The sequence below is a fragment of the Halomonas flagellata genome (assembly GCF_022487945.1).
Classification (GTDB): Bacteria; Pseudomonadota; Gammaproteobacteria; order Pseudomonadales; family Halomonadaceae; genus Halomonas; species Halomonas flagellata.
Genome location: NZ_JAKVPY010000031.1, coordinates 24180 through 44173 on the forward strand (window position 1 = coordinate 24180; position 19994 = coordinate 44173).

Here is a 19994-nt window from a genome sequence, read left to right on the forward strand (position 1 = left end):
AGTATGGAGGCATATCAGTGGGGTTCGGGGGCACCCAGCGGGGCGGCCTGCCGTTGCAGGCGGGCTCGCAGGCTGTGGTGTCGCCCGAGCAGGGCAGAGAGCATGTAGCCGACGCCGGCCAGCAGGATGATCGCCGGGCCGGAGGGAATGCCGAGGTGGTAGGAGAGCAGCAGGCCGCCGCTGCTGGCGACCATGGCGATGCCGACGGCGACGCCGATCAGCCCCTCCAGGCGCTTGCTCCAGAAGCGCGCGGCGGTGGCCGGCAGCATCATCAGGCCCACCGCCATCAGCGTGCCCAGGGTCTGGAAGCCGGCGGTGAGGTTGAGCACCACCAGGCCCAGGAAGATGCCGTGGACCAGGCCGCCGTGGACGCCCTGGCCGCGCAGGAACAGCGGGTCGAGGCACTCCACCACCAGGGCGCGGAAGATGCTCGCGAGTATCACCACGATCAGGCTGCTGATGGCGGCGATCAGGATCAGGGCGGTGCTGTTCACGGCGAGGATCGAGCCGAACAGCACATGGGTGAGGTCGACGCTGCTGCCGCCCAGCGAGACCAGCATCACCCCGGCGGCCAGCGAGATCAGGAAGAAGCTGGCCATGGCGGCATCCTCGCGCTGGCCGGTCATCTGCGACACGCTGCCCGCCAGCACCGCCACCAGCAACCCGGAGAGCACGCCGCCGAGGCTCATGATCGGCAGCGAGAAGCCGGCGACCAGAAAGCCCAGTGCCACGCCCGGCAGGATGGCGTGGGCCATGGCATCGCCGATCAGGCTCATGCCGCGCAGCACCAGGAACACGCCCATGGGCGGGGCGGCCAGGGAGAGGGCCAGGCCGGCCACCAGGGCGCGACGCATGAAGCCATAGTCGAAGGGCGCGATCAGCCACTCGTGAAGCAGTGCTAGCATGTGCCCACCCCCGGCATGGCGATCGACAGCGAGGCGGCCGCCGCGTGGGGGGCCTGGGTCTTGAGGACGGCATCGGGCGAGGACCACTGCACGTGACCGCTGGCGAGGAGCACGACCTCATCGGCCAGCCGGGCGAGCTGCTCCATGTCATGCAACACCACGATGATGGTGGCCCCGGCTTGGGCCATGTCGCGCAGCACGGTCATCAGCACGTCGACGGTTTCGGCATCGACGTTGGCGAAGGGCTCGTCGAGCAGCAGCAGCTCGGCTTCCTGCATCAGGGTGCGGCCGATCAGCGCCCGCTGGCGCTGGCCACCGGAAAGCTCCCCCAGCGGCCGGTGGGCCAGGTGGGAGATGCCCAGGCGGGCCATGATCTCGCGGCCGCGGCGGTAGTGCGAGGCGCAGTAGCCCGTCAGCGCCCCGTGGCTGGGCCAGCTGCCGGTCATCACCAGCTCTTCCACGCTCATGGGGAAGCTGAGGTCCAGGGCCAGCTGCTGCGGCAGCCAGGCGCGTCGCTCCCTGGGCACCGAGCACTCGACACGACCGGCGATCGGCTTGAGCATGCCCATGATGCCCTGGATCAGGGTGCTCTTGCCGGTGCCGTTGGCGCCGATCAGCGCCGTGATGGCGCCGTCGCGGAAGCTGCCTTCCACATGCTCGAGTACGGTACGGTTGCCCTGGGCCAGCTGCAGGTCGTGCAGCCGCAGTCGAGTCGCTGTGGCCCGGGACATCAGGACCACCACCCCGCCGCCCAGGACACCGTCAGCCACAGCAGGGCGAGCGGTATCGTCGCCAGCAGCAGCCGGCGCGTGGCGGAAAGCGACATCAGGGAGAAATGGCAGGGCCCCTCGGGGCGGTGCCGATGGGTGTGTGAGCGGTGTGCCATGACACGGCTCCTCTGGGTATCAGGATTAAGATATAACATAACAAATGCGAGACCCGATCGCAGCCTCGGGATCGACCTCACCCCGCTTGATTCGTCGCGGGGAGTGCAGTATCCCGCATTTCGCGAAAAATGGAACCGCCCCGGGCTGCTCCGCTGTAGATGTAATGTTATATCATAACCATTTGGGCGCTGTCTATCTTTCATGTCGGACCACCCTTCAGGACGGGGCGCGGGTCAGTAGCGCAGCGCGACTCCCAGTCGGTTGGGCCCCACCAGGAAGGCGTACTCCCCCTCGAGATGGATATCGCCGAGCGACACCCGCGCCGGCTGGAAGCGGTTCACCGCCGCCAAGGCCTGGCGCGGCTGGGTCTGCAGCTGCAGCTCGCTGACCAGCATGCCGGTGGCGAAGTTGATCGCCCCGTCGCCCTCGCGGCCGTCGCCCACGGCGATCACCAGCCCCGCCAGGGTGTTCACGGCCAGTGACCCCAGCCGCGCCTCCAGGCTGCGCCGCCGGCGCTCCTCCTCGGCCACGGCCTGGAGCAGCCGCCGGGCGCTCTCGAGATCGCCCTCGCCGTCACGCAGCTCGCGATGGGCCCGAGGGTGTGGCTGGCGATCCAGGAACATGCCTCCCAGTGCCAGGGCGGACTTCACCACCCCCACCCGGGCATCGAAGCGATCGTCGCGGTCGCTCGCCTCGCTGGCCAGCCAGGCGTTGACGGCCAGGCCGGTCGCATAGACCCCGGTCCAGCCCGCCTGCCAGCGGTTGGCGTGGCGCTCGCCACGGGCCAGGGCATCCTCGTAGGCCTGCAACTCCTGTTCGGGCGTCTGGGCCAGGGTGGGGGCGGCAAGACCGGTCAGCAGCAGGGCAAGCAGGGCGGCAAGCAGACGAGTCGATGGCATGGTGGTCTCCGGGTGACAGGGCTGGGCCTTCCAAGCGTAGCACCGGCGGCCGGATGTTCCTCTCGATGGCGATGCAAGCGGCGTGAGCCGGCACCGCCGCCCGGAGAAGTGACCGCTCACCGGCGGATATCGTAGAGTCGAAGGGCGCAGCCATGAGGAGGACCCCATGCGCCCGTCCCTCGACGACCACGCCCTCGACACCCTCTTTCGAGAGGCGCACACCGCCCACGGCTTTCTCGACGAGCCCGTCGACCCGGCCACCTGGCGGCGGCTCTATGACCTGCTGAAGTGGGGCCCCACCTCGATGAACTGCCAGCCGGCGCGTTACGCCTTCGTGACCAGCCTCGAGGCCAAGTCGCGGCTGATTCCGGCGCTCTCCGAAGGCAACCGCGACCAGACCGTCCAGGCCGCCGCCACCGTGATCGTGGCCACCGATACCCGCTTCTACGAGCACCTGCCGACGCAGTACCCCACCTCGCCCAACGCCCGCGAGCGCTTCGCCGCCAACCCCGAGAAGGCCTGCGAAACCGCCCTGCGCAACGCCACCCTGCAGGGCGGCTACCTGATTCTCGCCGCCCGCACCCTGGGCCTGGACGTCGGCCCCATGAGCGGCTTCGACAATGCCATGGTGGACGAGGAGTTCTTCCCCGACGGCCGCTACCGGAGCAACTTCCTGGTCAACCTGGGTGTCGCCGACCCCAGGATGACTCGCCCCCGAGCGCCACGGCTCGCCTTCGAGGAGGTGGCGGAGATACTTTGAGGGCTGCGGGTTCCCGGAAATCTCGATGCAACATCAGTTTGTTGGGGCGTTTATCCCCCGCAATACACCGCCCCGTGCCCTCGAAGGATCGCTGCCTCGCCTGGTGTCCACTAGGCTTGAGGGTGAGCCAGGGGAGGCCGCGGCGTTGGAAGCTGCGGTGGCGGGGCTTGAGTGCAGGTTCACTTGCTGAAGACAGGAGGTGCGTGATGGGTATCTGTGCAACTTGCGGCAATCATTACGAAGGCACTTTCACGGTCAGCAAGGACGGTGAGAGCTTCGATTTCGATTCCTTCGAATGCGCCATCCACAAGCTGGCGCCGGCATGTGCGCAGTGCGGCTGCCGGGTGATCGGGCACGGTGTTCAGCACGGCGACACGATCTTTTGCTGCGCCAACTGTGCCGAACTGGCCGGCGAAGTCGGACTGGTCGACCATGACTGAAACAGGGTCGCCCACCCGCCCGGCTCGACACCGAGCAAGACATGGCGCTGCCGCGCTCTCGTGACGACCAGCACGCCCCCGCCTCTTGGCTCCTCGAGCCTAAGCCAACGCGTAGGCGGGGGGCTTGTTTCGGGCTAGCCAAACTCTTCGGTGTCGATATCCGCCTGCTGGGCCTCGCTGTAGCGGGCGCCCGCCACCTGGTCCGGCGTCATCATGGCGTTTAGCCGGGTGATGGTCGCGGTATCCAGGCGGAGGCTTTCCGCCCCCAGGTTCTCGCGCATGTGATCGACGGAGCGGGAGCCGGGGATCGGAATGACGTCATCTCCCTGGGCCGTGAGCCAGGCCAGGGCCAGCTGGCCGGGCGTCACGTCCAGTTCGCTTGCCACGGCCATGAAGTCTTCCAGCAGGCTCAGGTTCCTGGGGTAGTTCTCAGCGCTGAAGCGCGGCATGTGGCGGCGCATGTCGCTCTCTTCGAGGCGGGCGGGATCCCTGACGGTCCCCGTCAAAAAGCCCCTTCCCAGGGGGCTGAAGGCCACCAGCGCCGTGTATGTCTCCCGACACGCCTCGAGCAGCGCGATCTCGGGGTTGCGGGTCCACAGCGAGTATTCGGACTGCACCGCCGCGACGGGGTGCTCGGCCCGGGCGCGGCGCAGGGTGGCCGCGGACACCTCGGACAGCCCGATTCCCCGTATCTTGCCCTCTTCTACCAACCGCCCCAGCGCCCCCACGCTCTCCTCGATGGGCACCCGGCGATCCAGGCGGTGCAGGTAGTAGAGGTCCAGATGATCGGTGCCCAGGCGCCGAAGACTCGCCTCGCACTGCCGGCGCAGCGTCTCGGGGCGCCCATCGACCACCTTCCGGCCGAGCTCGGGATCGAAGGCCATGCCGCCCTTGCTGGCCAGCAGCACCTGGTCCCGCTTGCCCGCCAGCGCCTTGCCCACCAGGCGCTCGTTGGCCGTCTTTCCGTACAGGGTCGCGGTATCGAAGTGGCGATAGCCCATGTCGAACGCCGCATCGAGGGCACGCAGCGCCTCGGCCTCGGGAACCGGGCTGCCGTAGGCATGGGAGAGGTTCATGCAGCCCAGGCCGCTGCGGGGCGAGGCCACTTCCTTCAGGCGAGCGAAGACGGTCGACATGGAGACTCCTGGTCAGGGGGCGGGAAAGGCAATCACCGGCGGAGCCGGCGACAGTGTCGGGTCATCATGCCGAGGCGGGGTAGGGGATCGCAAGGCAGAACTACCCTGACTGGGCTATCCGGCCGGGTTGCCAGCGCTGGGAGAGCCCTGGGGGGCAGATTCTGAGGAGTCCCTCTGGAGTATTGCTGAAAAATCAGTATGTTGAGGGTGTTCAAGCGGTGGGCTGCCAACGCTGGGAAGCCCTAGGGGGTCAGACCCCGGCGGTGTCGAATCCGCTTGCCAGGGGCACGATGACAAGCCTGGCAACTCGGCTGGGGTCTGACCCCATAGGGGCGGGCATTGGCGCCTTTGTTCGGCGAACGTGCCGCTATTGTCGAGAAATTTGTGGAGAGGTCCCAGGATCAATCCCAGCGGATCCAGGTGGCCAGCGCCTCGCGGTTGGCGATCTCGATCTGCTGGGCGCGCGGATCGGGTTCGCTGTGATGCGGGTTCACACCGAGTTCCCGCAGGGCATAGAGCACCAGCGGGCCTCGGCAATACAGCAGGAGCTCACCATCCGTCATGCCGTAGTCCATGGCGAGGAGCTCACGCTCGGCTTCGGGCAACCGCCGGTCGGGGATCAGCCTGACCGCCACCTGGGTGTGCCACTGCTCGTCATGCTGGCCGCCATGAGCCCCCAGCATCTCTCCGCAGGGCTCCGGCACGCCGCGGAAGCGGCTCAACACGAAGTCCCGATAGGCAAGGTGCTTTTCGCAGAAAGCTCGCACATGCCAGCGCCCGGCAGCGAATACCAGGGTGTGCGGCACGATGATGCGCTCCTCCCCCGCCGGGCTGGAAAACGACGCATAGGTCACCTCCAGCCGTAGCCCCTGGCGCGACGCCTTGACCAGTTCGCGTACTACCCCCGGTGACACCTGGCGGCTGGGCAGGGGCAACGACTCGGTATCCGCCGCCCCCAGGCCGAGCCCGGTGAAAGGCGAGTCCAGCCCCTGACCCGACCCCAGCAGATGTAGGTACTCTTCGACCCGGCCGAGGGTGAAGTGTGGCGAGAAGTCCTCGGCGGGCAGGAAGCCCTTGCGCGACTCGTCATACACCAGGTTCGCGGGCACCAATTCCCGATAGCGCTTGAGCACCTTTTGCGCCTGCTGGCGCCCGATGCCGAAGGCCTGGCCAAGCTGCGACGCCACCACCCGGCCCTCCCATAGCGCCAGGATCTCGATCAACCGGTAGCGGGCCAGGGTGTCCCAGGGAAGTGGTGCCATTGCGGTCATACAACCTCCTTGTAAGGTGCGGTTCTGCGACCATGGCCATGATCAATATCGGCCTGAAAAATATGCTGGTCTCATGGACAGTGGTGGTGGCAACAGGGATAGGGTGCTTAGATGGATACATAATAGAAACATTCTGGATGTGGTGGGCACCTCATGGACGACCTCTCTCCTTCGGATCTGAAGACGATCCTCCATTCCAAACGTGCGAATCTCTATTACCTTCAGCATTGCCGCGTGCTGGTCAATGGAGGACGTGTCGAGTACGTCACCGACGAGGGCAGCCAGTCGCGCTATTGGAATATCCCCATTGCCAACACCACGTCGCTGCTGCTGGGAACGGGGACCTCGATCACCCAGGCGGCGATGCGTGAACTGGCCAAGGCTGGGGTTCTTGTCGGCTTTTGTGGTGGGGGAGGTACACCGCTGTTTGCCGCCAACGAGGTGGATGTCGATGTGGCCTGGCTGACGCCCCAGAGCGAGTACCGTCCCACCGAGTATCTGCAGCATTGGGTCCGCTTCTGGTTCGATGATGAAAAGCGGCTGGAGGCGGCGCGCCGGTTTCAGCTAGCTCGGCTGGAGAGAATCGAAAGGCAATGGGCGGACCGAGCTTTTAAAGATGCTGGGTTCACGGTTTCTCCGGATACCCTGCATCAAGCGCTGGAAAGCCACCGGAGTGCCATCGCCAAGGCACCCAGTACCACCGATCTGCTGACTCTGGAGGCCCGCCTTACCAAGGCCTTGTTCAAGCATGCCGTTCAAGCAGTCAATTACGGCGACTTCACCCGTGCCAAGCGCGGCACTGGCAGTGATCCCGCCAACCGCTTCCTCGACCATGGCAACTACCTGGCCTACGGGCTGGCGGCGACTGCTACCTGGGTGCTGGGTATTCCCCATGGCCTGGCGGTACTGCACGGCAAGACGCGACGAGGCGGATTGGTTTTCGATGTTGCCGACCTGGTCAAGGATGCCGTGATCCTGCCCCAGGCGTTCCTTTCCGCCATGCAGGGAGACGAGGAGCAGGAATTTCGCCAGGCCTGCATCGAACGGCTGACGCGCACCGAGTCGCTCGACTTCATGATCGACTCTCTCAAGTCCATTGCGCTGGACCTTGGGGGGCCGGGCGCATGAATGTGTTGCTGGTTTCCCAGTGCAGCAAGAACGCGCTCACCGAGACGCGCAGGATTCTCGATCAGTTCGCCGAGCGGCGTGGCGACAGGACCTGGCAGACGCCGATTACCATGGAAGGGCTAGACACCTTGCGGCGCCTACTGCGCAAGAAAGCGCGCAAGAATACCGCCGTGGCCTGCCACTGGATTCGGGGGCGCGACCATAGCGAACTGATGTGGATCGTCGGTGATGCCAAACGCTTCAACCTGCAAGGTGCCGTGCCCACCAACACGACTTCCCGGGACATTCTACGCCGCAGCGACGAAAACGACTGGCACACCGGAGAGGATATTCTGCTGCTGGCCGCCATGGCGGCACTGCTGCACGATCTGGGCAAGGCCTGTGAGGCCTTCCAGCGCCGCCTGGCCGGCAAGCTGGAAGGTCGCAACCTGTATCGTCATGAATGGATATCGCTGCGCCTGTTCCAGGCCTTTGTCGGCGATGACGATGATGAGGCCTGGCTGACCCGGCTCGCCGAGGGCTCCGACCTGGGCGTCGATGATTGGCTGGGCCGTCTACAACGCGATGGCTTGGATGAGGTGGCATCGCCATTCCTGACTCTACCACCCCTGGCGGCGGCCATCGGCTGGCTGCTCGTGACGCATCATCGTCTGCCGTTGTTGCCGGGCGACAGCAAGTCCGACGGTGACGCGGCGAGTCGATCAAGAAGGGAAACGCCGGCCTTCCAAGCGGACCGGCTACGCGACCTGCCGGCGGTGATTACGGCTGACTGGAATGAGATGGCCAAGCCCCTGGGTGATAACCTGCCTGGGCTCTACTGGACCTTTCATCACGGCCTGCCGGTCACCACCCATAAGTGGCGCGAGCGGACGCGGCAGCGGGCTGAGCGGCTACTCAAGCGGCTCTCCTCGCACCGAACGGCCTGGCTCGACGATCCGTACACCCTCCATCTGGCTCGGCTTAGTTTGATGCTGGCCGACCACCACTACTCGAGCCTCGAGGATCCTCGTCATCGCGTGTGCGGCGAGTCCAACTATCCGCTGCATGCCAATACGATCCGCAAGACGGGCCGACCCAATCAGCCGCTGGACGAACACATCCTGGGCGTCGAAAAACATGCTGCAGCGGTGGCCAGGGCTCTGCCGAGCCTGACTCGTCACCTTCCCCGCCTGGCGCGCCACAAGGGATTTCGCAAACGTAGCGCGGATCCGCGCTTTCGCTGGCAGGATCACGCCTACGACCTGTCTCAGGCGCTGCGCGAACGCAGCGAACAACAGGGCTTCTTCGGCATCAACATGGCCTCCACCGGTTGCGGTAAGACGCTCGCCAACGGCCGCATCCTCTATGCACTGGCAGACCCCCAGCAGGGGGCACGCTTCAGCGTGGCGCTGGGGCTGCGTACCCTGACCCTGCAGACCGGCCAGGCCTACCGCGAGCGGCTCAGTCTGGGTAAGGACGAGCTGGCGATTCGGGTGGGCGGCAGTGCCAGCCGGGCCCTCTTCGAGCACCACGAACGCGAGGCGGAGCGCACCGGCTCGGCCTCCGTCCAGGAACTGGTCGAGGAGGATGGTCATGTCCTCTACGAGGGCGACTTCGAGGGCCATCCGGTGCTGCGCCGGCTTGGTGGCGATGCCTCGGCCAGGGCGCTGGTCGCCGCACCGATCCTGGTCTGTACCGTCGATCACCTGGTGCCGGCCACCGAGGGCACGCGAGGTGGGCGCCAGATCGCGCCGATGCTGCGCCTGATGGGCAGTGATCTCGTGCTGGACGAGATCGACGACTTCGACATCCACGATTTGCCGGCGTTGACGCGGCTAGTGCACTGGGCCGGGTTGCTCGGGTCGCGGGTATTGCTGTCTTCGGCAACGCTGCCCCCGGGCTTGGTGCGTGGCCTCTTCGAGGCCTACCGGGATGGCCGTGTCCACTTTCAGCGCAACCGTGGCGAGCCGGGGCGGCCGGTGGACATCTGCTGTGCCTGGTTCGACGAGCATGACCGGCAGCACGCCGACTGTGCCAATGGTGAGGCGTTTGCCGTGGCGCATCGCCGTTTCGCGACCCGCCGTCACGGAAGGCTGGCGAAAGCCCCAGTTCGTCGACGTGGTGAGCTGGTGGCGCTGGAGGGGATGGGGCGGCACCGCGATGAGATTCGCCAGGCTCTCGCCGAGCGTTTGAGAGATCATGCCTTCACGCTGCATGCCCGGCACCACAGCGTCGACCCCCATAGCGGCAAGCGGGTCAGCTTCGGTCTGATCCGCCTGGCCAATATCGAGCCGATCGTCGATGTCGCCCAGGCGCTGTTTCGCCTGGGCGCGGCTGAGGGTCAGTGCGTCCACCTCTGCGTCTATCACTCTCAGTATCCACTGTTGATGCGCTCGACCATCGAGCGGCGTCTCGATCGTGCACTGGATCGTCGCGACGCGAAGGCCGTGTTCGACCTGCCCGATATCCGCCGGCGCTTGGATGCCTCCGTCGAGGAGAATCAACTCTTTATCGTGCTGGGCAGCCCGGTGACCGAGGTCGGTCGGGATCACGACTATGACTGGGCCATCGTCGAGCCCTCGTCAATGCGCTCCTTGATCCAGTTGGCTGGACGCGTTCGGCGCCATCGCGATGGCGAATGCGACACGCCCAATCTCATGGTGCTCGAAACCAACCTGAAGTACCTGGAGAGTCCCGATCAGCCGGCCTTCTGCCGGCCCGGCTTCGAGGCTGAGGGCTGGAACCTCGACAGCCACTCGTTGAACGAGCTGCTGCATCCCGAGGAGTGGGAGGTGATCGACGCCCGGCCGCGTATCGTCGAGCGCGAAACGCTGCACCCGCGAACCAGCCTCGTCGATCTGGAGCATGCCCGTCTCGAGCGTGACATGCTGGCTCCTGAGGTCGAAGCCGTGCCGGAGGTTCCGGCAGACTTCGACAAGTTGACGCCTCGCCAGCGCCGACGCCTGAAACACGGTCCGCCCGCGCCTCCCCTGGGGGCCTACACTTGGTACGCCATGCCGCGGGTGAATCTGGTGGGCGTCATGGCTCAGTGCCAGCCCTTCCGGCGTCAGACCATCCCGCAGGTGGAGTTGGTCCTGTTGCCCGATGAGAGCGGTGAAGGCTGGGAGCTGCACCAGATCCATGACGGACAGCGGCGCGGCGAGGCGCTCTACGTCAAGGTTGAGGACAGCCTGCTGCGGCGCATTGATCCCTTGGGCGAAGCAGGCCCACGCATCCGCCCTTGGGGTGAAACGGACTACCTGGAAGCCCTGGTGGCACTGGCGGATGACATGGAGCTGCCGTTGGACGAGGCGGCCAGGCGCTTCGGGACGGTTACCATGCCGGAATCCATCCATGGCTGGTCGTTCCACCCCGTGGTGGGGTTCAGCAAACGGCGTTGAATGGAGTTGGGCCGGCTGGCGCCGGCCCGCTGCCTGTGCGGCAGCCGTATGTTCCCTAAAGGGAAGGCCATGATTTTCTGAGCTGCCTTGCGGCAGGCCTCTAGAGTAGCTACGTTTAGCTTAAGGATCATTTTTCCCTGTATCCCTAAAAGTAAGACCATGATGGATAAAAAGGTGTGACCATGCCGAATTTCACCAGTCAGGAGCTACGCGCCCGGATCGAGACATTCTTGCAGGAGCGCTTCGAGGGCAAGGCCGAGAAGCTGGCCGAGGACGATCCCAAGCGCCGGCTCCTGGCCGAGCAGTTCGCCTTCGAGGCCTGGATCGACAATGCGGCGCGACGAGTGAGTCAGCTCCAAGTCGTCACTCACTCTCTGAAACCCATCCACCCCGATGCCAAGGGCACCAACCTCTATGTGCCGCCAGAGACGCTGACGCGGCATAACCTGGTCGGCAGTCATGCGATTCCCGAGGATTTTCAGGCCGATGTGGTTGGCAATGCGGCGGCGCTGGACGTCTACAAGTTCCTCAAGCTAGAACATGACGGCAAGTCGCTGCTCGAGCGGGTCCTCGAGGAGGATGCCGAGTTGGCAAGCGCCTTGAGCGATGATCCGGAGCAGGCGCGAGAGTGGATGCGGGCTTTCGCCGCGATCACCGAGCCCCGTGGCGAGGCGGCTTCGCATGCCAATGCCAAGCAGCTCTACTGGTTGGCGAAGGGCGACGACCCTGTGGATGACCGGGCGTACCACCTGCTGGCGCCGCTCTATGCCACTTCGTTGACCCACCGCGTCTTCCAGACCATCAACGAGGACCGATTCGGTGAGTCGGCCAAGCTGGCGCGAGAGGCGAGGCGCAAGAACCTGGCCTCCGAGACCGGCTATCGCGACTATCCCAACTTGGCGGTCCAGAAGCTGGGCGGTACCAAGCCACAGAACATATCTCAACTCAATAGCGAGCGGGGCGGCAACAACTACCTGCTGGCCTCATTGCCACCTAACTGGGTGTCGCGAGAGATCCGGGTACCGCTGGGCACGGATTCCGTCTTTCCTCGCTTCGGCCGTCGTCGCGAGGTGCGCCAACTGGTGAGCGACCTGCGACGCTTCCTCGAGTCGAATCCCGATCCCAACTATGAATCCCGCGATCTCCGTGACGACCTGAACGCTGCGCTGATGGACGAATTGATGGTCTTCAGCATGGAGTTTCACCGGCTACCGCCGGGATGGAGCGATGATCCCAAGTGCCGCTTGGCGATCGAGGAAATCTACTGGCTGGATCCTGGCCGCGCTGAGCTGGATGAAGACTTCTGTCAGGCGAGGCAGGAGGGAGACTGGCCCAACGAGGTCAGGAAGCGTTTCGCCAACTGGCTGAATCAGCGACTCGGCCGCCAGCTGCCCATGGGGGATACCGAGCACCGGCGCTGGGACAAGACGCTGGAGCGCGACCCCAGCTTCCAGCGCTGGCTGGAGCGCGATCGCCGCTGGATGGAATCCCTGGAGCATGAACTGGATGAGTGGCAGGAGGGCGTGGGCCATGAATGAGATCAAGAATCTGCTGATCCTGCCTCACCTGCGCGTGCAGAACGCCAATGCCATCTCCAGCCCGATGACCTGGGGGTTTCCCGCCATGAGTGCCTTCGTCGGACTGATGCATGCTCTGGAACGCAAACTGCCCGAGCATCTCGAGCTGGAGTTCCAGGGTGTCGGGGTGATCTGCCATGACTACCAGGCACAAGCGTCGCGGGGCGGCTTCACCCGGAGCTTTCATCTGACCCGGAATCCCGTCGACAAGTCCGGCAAAACGGCAGCTATCGTGGAAGAGGGCCGCATTCATCTCGAGATCACCCTGGTCTTTGCCGTCAGCGGCGAGGCCTGTCACGGCGATGAGGAAGGTCAGCGGGTGGCGCGCGAAGTCGCCGAGATCGTCTCGGGTATGCGCATCGCCGGGGGCAGCGTGGTACCGGCTCCTCTCGGAGAAGAGCCGCGGCAGCATCCCTGGCTGGAGCGGTTGGATGACGATCTCGAAGCTCGGGCCCTCAGGTTCAGGAGGCTTCGTCGCCGCTGGCTGCCGGGCTTTGCGCTGGTCTGTCGCGATGACCTGCTGACCCGGCGGTTGGCGGAGATGCGTGAGGAATCCTCCGAGGCCACCGTCCTGGACGCCTGGCTCGACATGTCACGGCTCAACCATGAATGCCGGCTGACGGAGACCGAGAACACCGAGGGCGAGCTTCGAGAGGAAGTGAGTTGGGAAATTCGACGCCCGCCGGGCTGGCTCGTGCCGATTCCCGTCGGGTATGGCGCGATCTCGCGACTGTTCGAGCCCGGTGAGGTCGCCAGTGCCCGAGACGCCGTCACGCCTTTCCGTTTCGTCGAGAGCCTCTACACCATCGGGCAATGGATCAGCCCACACCGTCTTTCGAGCCCGGAGGAGCTGCTCTGGTACGTGGACAACGATCTCGATGCCGGACTCTATCGGCTGGCCAACAAATTCCCGGCCCGCCACACCGCCACCCAGTGAAGAAGAAGGAATTGACTCATGGCCAAGAACGATACCCTCAAGACCGCTTCCGTCCTCGCCTTCGAGCGCAAGCTGGATCCCTCCGATGCCCTCTTCTATGCAGGGAAATGGGAGGGACGGGCCCAGACCAGTGAGTGGCCCGCTATCAGTATCCGTGAAAAGTCGGTGCGGGGAACAATTTCCAATCGCCTGAAGACCTCGGAGCAGGACCCCGCCAAGCTGGACGCTGCCATCCAGAATCCCAACCTGCAGACAGTCGATGTCGCGACCCTGCCACATGAGGCCGATACCCTGATGGCTCGCTTCACCCTGAGAGTTCTGGGCGGCGCCGGTACGCCCTCGGCCTGCAACAATGCCGAATACCAGGCGAAGCTCAAGCGGGTGGTGCGCGACTATGTCGCTTCTCATGGCTTCCGGGAACTTGCCAAGCGCTATGCGCACAATCTTGCCAATGGGCGCTTCCTGTGGCGTAACCGGGTCGGTGCCGAAGAGATGGAAGTCCAGATTCGTCAAATGGAGCAGGGAGAGGTCGCCAGGTCCTGGACCTTCGATGCCCTCGGGCAATCACTGCGGAAGTTCGAGGGTGGTCAAGATGTCGCCGAGCTGGGCCACCTGATCGCGGATGCCTTGGAAGGGGAGCGCTATCTACTGCTAGAGGTGGTGGCCTTCGCCCGCGTCGGAGCGGGCCAGGAGGTTTTCCCCTCCCAGGAGCTGATCCTCGATCGGAGCCGTGGCGACAAGAGCAAGACCCTCTATCGTGTCGGCGAAGTGGCCGGTATTCACTCCCAGAAGCTGGGTAATGCCATCCGTACCATCGACACCTGGTATCCCCAGCCGGAGGACGGTGATCTCGGCCCAATCGCGGTCGAACCGTATGGCTCCGTGACGACCCAGGGCAAGGCCTATCGCCAGCCGAAGCAGAAAGTGGACTTCTATTCCCTGCTGGATAACTGGCTGCTGAAGGACAAGGAGCCCGACACCGAGCAGCAGCATTTCGTGATGGCCACCCTGATTCGGGGCGGCGTATTTGGTGAGGCGGGGTAAGCCGTCATGGATTACTACATCGATATTCGGCTCCTCCCAGACCCGGAGTTTCCTGCAGCCATGCTGATGGGGGCACTATTCAGCAAGCTTCACCGGGCCCTGGTCGACCTGCGGGCGACCGATCTCGGGGTCAGCTTCCCTGAGCACCGGAATGGCCACAAGAAGTCCCTCGGTCAGGTGCTGCGTCTCCATGGCAGCGCTGCGGCTCTGGATCACCTGATGGCCACTGGCTGGCTGAAGGGGATGCGAGACCATATCAGCGCATCGGACATGGCCGAGGTACCCGCCGATACTCGCTACCTGGTCGTATGTCGCAGGCAGTTCAAGACCAGCGCGGAGCGGCTGAGACGTAGGCGTGCCCGAAGGCATGGCGAAACCCTGGAGCAAGCCCGGGAACATATCCCCGATAGCGTCGAGCGCAAGGTTGATCTGCCCTTCGCTACGATCCGCAGTCTGAGCACCAGGCAAACCTTCCACCTCTTCGTCGAGCATGGCGATATCCGACAGGACCCTGTGGCTGGGCGCTTCAATGCCTATGGTCTCAGCGATGAAGCGACAGTGCCCTGGTTCTGACCCTTTTTGTGATGCGTCCTTGTAGGGGCGTAATATCAATGAGTTAGCGACGCCTTCCTGAATAAGGGAGGCGTCGCTGTATCGAAGCATGGCTCTTTAACAATCAGCATGTTAGCTTGATATAGCTCTACTTCGCTGCCGCATAGGCAGCTCAGAAAGGCTCCTCGTCCTTGGGGGTCAGGCGCAAGAGCTTCGCTGCCGCATAGGCAGCTCAGAAATGTGCCTTCTCTGGCTCTCGAAAACGCTCCTGCTTCGCTGCCGCATAGGCAGCTCAGAAACGGTGTGAATGGCCTGTTTATTACCGGTTCCTCTTCGCTGCCGCATAGGCAGCTCAGAAAACCATCGTCAAGGCGAAGATATCCATCACCCTCTTCGCTGCCGCATAGGCAGCTCAGAAATGTGACACCCGTGGACGTTGAGGCCCACTCGGCTTCGCTGCCGCATAGGCAGCTCAGAAAGCCGAGCAGATGATCAGGCTGGAGAAACAGGCCTTCGCTGCCGCATAGGCAGCTCAGAAAAATGCCAGCGCGCCCGCCACCAGCGGCGGCCACTTCGCTGCCGCATAGGCAGCTCAGAAAACATAGGAGATGGAGGAATCGAGGGACGAGGCCTTCGCTGCCGCATAGGCAGCTCAGAAAGAAGCGTCGCACCTTCAGCACCTTGTCCAGGGCTTCGCTGCCGCATAGGCAGCTCAGAAAACCACCGAGATTGACGCGACCACCCTCGCTAGCTTCGCTGCCGCATAGGCAGCTCAGAAAATTCTCCTCAGTTACCCAGGCTAGTCTCAAGACTTCGCTGCCGCATAGGCAGCTCAGAAAGCAGAGCATAGAGCGAACCACGATGGGGCAATCTTCGCTGCCGCATAGGCAGCTCAGAAAGTCACATTAGATGACAGCAGCAGAACGTCAGTCTTCGCTGCCGCATAGGCAGCTCAGAAATCAAGAGTCTGCGCAACTGTCGGCGTATCATTCTTCGCTGCCGCATAGGCAGCTCAGAAATCCTGCATCCGGATAGACAACACGATGCTCCTCTTCGCTGCCGCATAGGCAGCTCAGAAAACCTCAAGCGCCAGGGAGGGGCGCCAGAGGCGCTTCGCTGCCGCATAGGCAGCTCAGAAAGATTAGTGTAAGGCGAGGTCGAACAGCGACCCCTTCGCTGCCGCATAGGCAGCTCAGAAATTCTCAAGCTGGTCATAAAGCGCCCGCGCAACCTTCGCTGCCGCATAGGCAGCTCAGAAAATCTGGATCCCACGGGTGGCTTCCCCTCACCATCTTCGCTGCCGCATAGGCAGCTCAGAAAGTGAAGCCGATCCAGGATCAGCTTGCTGCTAACTTCGCTGCCGCATAGGCAGCTCAGAAAATGGTATGCAAGGCTTTTTCACACCCACAACACTTCGCTGCCGCATAGGCAGCTCAGAAAATTCCAGAATCCTGGCTCGCCCACATCCACCCCTTCGCTGCCGCATAGGCAGCTCAGAAACAAGCCCGCCGGCACCATCACCGCCGTGGGCGCTTCGCTGCCGCATAGGCAGCTCAGAAATGGAGCACATCTACCGCCGCGCATCTGACGCCCTTCGCTGCCGCATAGGCAGCTCAGAAATCCAGAAACTATGGAGCCGCGCCCGCGCCAAGCTTCGCTGCCGCATAGGCAGCTCAGAAAATGTTGAAGGCGTCGAATAACCCGATGATCGACTTCGCTGCCGCATAGGCAGCTCAGAAAAGATGGGAACATGGTCCATCGCCTTATGGTGACTTCGCTGCCGCATAGGCAGCTCAGAAAAAGAAACTGGAGAGCTACGAGCCCAAGCCTGACTTCGCTGCCGCATAGGCAGCTCAGAAACACCTCCAGCTTGCGCTCCGACTTGTCCTGACCTTCGCTGCCGCATAGGCAGCTCAGAAACTAGACGCAGTGGTTAGCGACCGCTCGGACAGCTTCGCTGCCGCATAGGCAGCTCAGAAAATCGACTTTCAGGCCGAGGCCGGTAACTTTGACTTCGCTGCCGCATAGGCAGCTCAGAAAACGATACGGCGGCACAGGCCAAGGCAGCAGCGCTTCGCTGCCGCATAGGCAGCTCAGAAAAGCTCCTGGTGCTCGATGAACGCGCTCTCGTCCTTCGCTGCCGCATAGGCAGCTCAGAAACTGACCAGCCGGGATGTTCAGCTCGGTGACTGCTTCGCTGCCGCATAGGCAGCTCAGAAATGCCCCACAATAGACAACGCCCCGGACTGTGCCTTCGCTGCCGCATAGGCAGCTCAGAAAAGTAGCCGGTGACGTAGCCCAGCACGGCGATCCTTCGCTGCCGCATAGGCAGCTCAGAAAATATAAGTCGGCATGATCACTCCCCCTTTAGCCTTCGCTGCCGCATAGGCAGCTCAGAAAAGTAATAGTTACCGTTGATACTCTTAAACGACCTTCGCTGCCGCATAGGCAGCTCAGAAAGACATCGGTGCCAAGGCGCAGGACGAACTCGCCTTCGCTGCCGCATAGGCAGCTCAGAAATTGCAACAGACGTACTCCTTTTGTCTTCCAGTCTTCGCTGCCGCATAGGCAGCTCAGAAAGACAGCCTGCACGATGTGCTCGCGGCGATCGGCTTCGCTGCCGCATAGGCAGCTCAGAAAGCAACAATATGGAACTGGCGCGCATCGGCATACTTCGCTGCCGCATAGGCAGCTCAGAAAAGCTCGAGTCGATGATGGGCGGCATGGAGCAGCTTCGCTGCCGCATAGGCAGCTCAGAAAGAGAGGAAACGGGGATTTTTGAGGGGGTTAGACTTCGCTGCCGCATAGGCAGCTCAGAAACTGGATAACCATGTTGAAGGCATCGAATAGTCCTTCGCTGCCGCATAGGCAGCTCAGAAATGTTCGACGAGTTCTGGCAGGCAGGTCTCCGCCTTCGCTGCCGCATAGGCAGCTCAGAAAACGAGGTGATGCGCGCCCTGGGCCGTGCCCGTCTTCGCTGCCGCATAGGCAGCTCAGAAAACGATGGGCGTATGACTGAATTATCAACTCGCCTTCGCTGCCGCATAGGCAGCTCAGAAATCGCGGCGCCATGCCCTTTACAGATAGATCACCTTCGCTGCCGCATAGGCAGCTCAGAAACAATTGAGCTACACGCCAAAAACTGGAGCCACCTTCGCTGCCGCATAGGCAGCTCAGAAAAGCGCGGTACCGAGATCGCCAAGACCTGCTACCTTCGCTGCCGCATAGGCAGCTCAGAAATGATGCGCCAGGGCTACTACCGCCTGCTCCAGCTTCGCTGCCGCATAGGCAGCTCAGAAACTTGCCCACCAGGCCGACCGCCGCAGCCAGACCTTCGCTGCCGCATAGGCAGCTCAGAAATAGCGGCGCGGGGATCTTGTCCAGCCCCATGTCTTCGCTGCCGCATAGGCAGCTCAGAAATAGTCGGCATGATTGATACCATCGCCTACCGGCTTCGCTGCCGCATAGGCAGCTCAGAAAAACATCGCCACCGTCTGGCCCGTGACGACTAACTTCGCTGCCGCATAGGCAGCTCAGAAAAGACGACCGGATGAAGTTTCACGCGCGGCCCTCTTCGCTGCCGCATAGGCAGCTCAGAAAAGTCGCGGCCGTATGCGGCCTGGTGGATGACCCTTCGCTGCCGCATAGGCAGCTCAGAAAAGATCACTGAGACGGGAACGTTTGCTACCGACCTTCGCTGCCGCATAGGCAGCTCAGAAAAACAAAGAACTGAACGCCGCCCGCCTGCAACTCTTCGCTGCCGCATAGGCAGCTCAGAAAGGGCTCGGCGTCTGCTGCCCGCGTGCCCAGCGCTTCGCTGCCGCATAGGCAGCTCAGAAATCGGGCAGCGGGTACGTCCTCACTCTTCAGACCTTCGCTGCCGCATAGGCAGCTCAGAAATTGGCGGCAGAAGCAATGGAGGGAACTGCCAACTTCGCTGCCGCATAGGCAGCTCAGAAATCCAGCCCCTTGCCGGCCATGCGCGCGGCCATCTTCGCTGCCGCATAGGCAGCTCAGAAATCGATACCCTGACCTTCACCCTCCCGGTCGAGCTTCGCTGCCGCATAGGCAGCTCAGAAACTGGTCTGGGCTGGCGTCCAGTACGCGCCTTCCTTCGCTGCCGCATAGGCAGCTCAGAAATCGCGCTGCGCCACATGATCCCGGGCGCAGTCCTTCGCTGCCGCATAGGCAGCTCAGAAAACTTGAACCCGACGTTTCCCCGCGGGGATACCCTTCGCTGCCGCATAGGCAGCTCAGAAATTAACAACCGGGGGGCCTATGGTTTCGGCCGCCTTCGCTGCCGCATAGGCAGCTCAGAAATGGCGGGCCCGCATAGCGGGGGAGGCGTGACACTTCGCTGCCGCATAGGCAGCTCAGAAACTCCTCATTAGCCGATACCAGGGCGCGCAAACCTTCGCTGCCGCATAGGCAGCTCAGAAATCCCCGTATGTTGTGCGCTTTGCGGGGAGCGTCTTCGCTGCCGCATAGGCAGCTCAGAAATGAGCAGAGCCTGGCGCTTGCCCGGCACACCTCTTCGCTGCCGCATAGGCAGCTCAGAAAATCTGCGAGAACTCATCGTTCGGCAGGTAGCTCTTCGCTGCCGCATAGGCAGCTCAGAAAGTAAAAAACCACACGACTCGCCGGGTAGTGCTCTTCGCTGCCGCATAGGCAGCTCAGAAATGGAGACGGCCAGCGAACTGGCGCTGGTCGTGCTTCGCTGCCGCATAGGCAGCTCAGAAAATGGACCCCCAGGCGCTGCCGGCGCCAGTGGCCTTCGCTGCCGCATAGGCAGCTCAGAAATTACATCGTCGGCGCTGCTATCGGCATCATAGCTTCGCTGCCGCATAGGCAGCTCAGAAAAATGTCCGCGCGGTCGCGCGACCTTGGACGCTCTTCGCTGCCGCATAGGCAGCTCAGAAAAGACCGCCACCAACTACAACTGGGCGGAGGCTATAGAGCGACAATTACTCTGGCCGGTGGACGACAACTATTCTGACCGGTTGCCCTAAGCTTGACTGCTTGTCCCGACCCACCAGGGAGCCGGTATGGCGGTCACCAGCCAACAGGTCACGCTCTAC

At 63.2% G+C, this 19994-nt stretch carries 14 protein-coding genes and 1 CRISPR repeat array; of the genes, 8 read left to right on the forward strand and 6 right to left on the reverse strand.

Annotated features, from left to right (window positions below; all coding sequences use genetic code 11):
• Positions 1–14: 14 nt before the first annotated feature.
• The 4 genes from MKP05_RS19075 to MKP05_RS19090 form a co-directional block, all read right to left on the reverse strand.
• Positions 15–905, reverse strand: coding sequence for a metal ABC transporter permease (locus MKP05_RS19075; protein WP_110284144.1), 891 nt, complete (start codon positions 903–905; stop codon positions 15–17).
• Positions 899–1636, reverse strand: coding sequence for a metal ABC transporter ATP-binding protein (locus MKP05_RS19080; RefSeq protein WP_110284143.1), 738 nt, complete (start codon positions 1634–1636; stop codon positions 899–901). The genes MKP05_RS19075 and MKP05_RS19080 overlap by 7 nt, the downstream gene beginning before the upstream one ends.
• Entirely contained in the window at positions 1636–1791 is a 156-nt protein-coding gene (locus MKP05_RS19085) for a hypothetical protein (protein ID WP_181422068.1), read from the reverse strand. The genes MKP05_RS19080 and MKP05_RS19085 overlap by 1 nt, the downstream gene beginning before the upstream one ends.
• A 234-nt stretch (positions 1792–2025) precedes the next feature.
• On the reverse strand, positions 2026–2691 hold the full coding sequence (locus MKP05_RS19090; protein ID WP_240569741.1) for a hypothetical protein: 666 nt from the start codon (positions 2689–2691) through the stop codon (positions 2026–2028).
• Positions 2692–2857: 166 nt separating this feature from the next.
• Between MKP05_RS19090 and MKP05_RS19095 the strand changes: the two genes are divergently transcribed.
• Complete coding sequence (locus tag MKP05_RS19095) at positions 2858–3451, forward strand: malonic semialdehyde reductase (protein WP_240569743.1); 594 nt, start codon at positions 2858–2860, stop codon at positions 3449–3451.
• Between the two features lie 206 nt (positions 3452–3657).
• Positions 3658–3891: a metallothionein gene (locus MKP05_RS19100; protein WP_240569744.1), complete on the forward strand. Its 234-nt coding sequence runs from the start codon at positions 3658–3660 to the stop codon at positions 3889–3891.
• A gap of 134 nt (positions 3892–4025) precedes the next feature.
• Here MKP05_RS19100 and MKP05_RS19105 read toward each other — a convergent pair whose 3' ends face one another.
• Positions 4026–5027 (reverse strand): aldo/keto reductase, encoded by a 1002-nt coding sequence (locus tag MKP05_RS19105; protein WP_240569745.1) that lies wholly within the window; start codon positions 5025–5027, stop codon positions 4026–4028.
• Between the two features lie 401 nt (positions 5028–5428).
• Positions 5429–6298, reverse strand: coding sequence for a WYL domain-containing protein (locus MKP05_RS19110; RefSeq protein WP_240569747.1), 870 nt, complete (start codon positions 6296–6298; stop codon positions 5429–5431).
• Between the two features lie 153 nt (positions 6299–6451).
• On the opposite strand from MKP05_RS19110, the gene cas1f reads away from it, so the two are divergent.
• The 6 genes from cas1f to cas6f all read left to right on the forward strand — a co-directional run bounded on the left by cas1f (position 6452) and on the right by cas6f (position 14937).
• Positions 6452–7426, forward strand: a complete 975-nt coding sequence (gene cas1f, locus MKP05_RS19115) for a type I-F CRISPR-associated endonuclease Cas1f (protein ID WP_240569749.1) — start codon at positions 6452–6454, stop codon at positions 7424–7426.
• Entirely contained in the window at positions 7423–10806 is a 3384-nt protein-coding gene (cas3f, locus tag MKP05_RS19120; protein WP_240569750.1) for a type I-F CRISPR-associated helicase Cas3f, read from the forward strand. Before cas1f ends, cas3f begins: the two co-directional genes overlap by 4 nt.
• A 182-nt stretch (positions 10807–10988) precedes the next feature.
• Entirely contained in the window at positions 10989–12344 is a 1356-nt protein-coding gene (gene csy1 / locus MKP05_RS19125) for a type I-F CRISPR-associated protein Csy1 (RefSeq protein ID WP_240569751.1), read from the forward strand.
• Positions 12337–13320 carry a type I-F CRISPR-associated protein Csy2 gene (gene csy2 / locus MKP05_RS19130; RefSeq protein ID WP_240569753.1) on the forward strand — a complete coding sequence of 328 codons (984 nt, stop codon included), beginning with the start codon at positions 12337–12339 and terminating at the stop codon, positions 13318–13320. Before csy1 ends, csy2 begins: the two co-directional genes overlap by 8 nt.
• 18 nt (positions 13321–13338) lie before the next feature.
• Positions 13339–14364, forward strand: a complete 1026-nt coding sequence (gene csy3, locus MKP05_RS19135) for a type I-F CRISPR-associated protein Csy3 (RefSeq protein ID WP_240569755.1) — start codon at positions 13339–13341, stop codon at positions 14362–14364.
• A gap of 6 nt (positions 14365–14370) precedes the next feature.
• Positions 14371–14937: a type I-F CRISPR-associated endoribonuclease Cas6/Csy4 gene (gene cas6f / locus MKP05_RS19140; protein ID WP_240569756.1), complete on the forward strand. Its 567-nt coding sequence runs from the start codon at positions 14371–14373 to the stop codon at positions 14935–14937.
• A 130-nt stretch (positions 14938–15067) separates the two neighbouring features.
• Positions 15068–19836: direct repeats of the CRISPR family, unit length 28 nt; unit sequence CTTCGCTGCCGCATAGGCAGCTCAGAAA.
• Positions 19837–19994 lie beyond the last annotated feature (158 nt).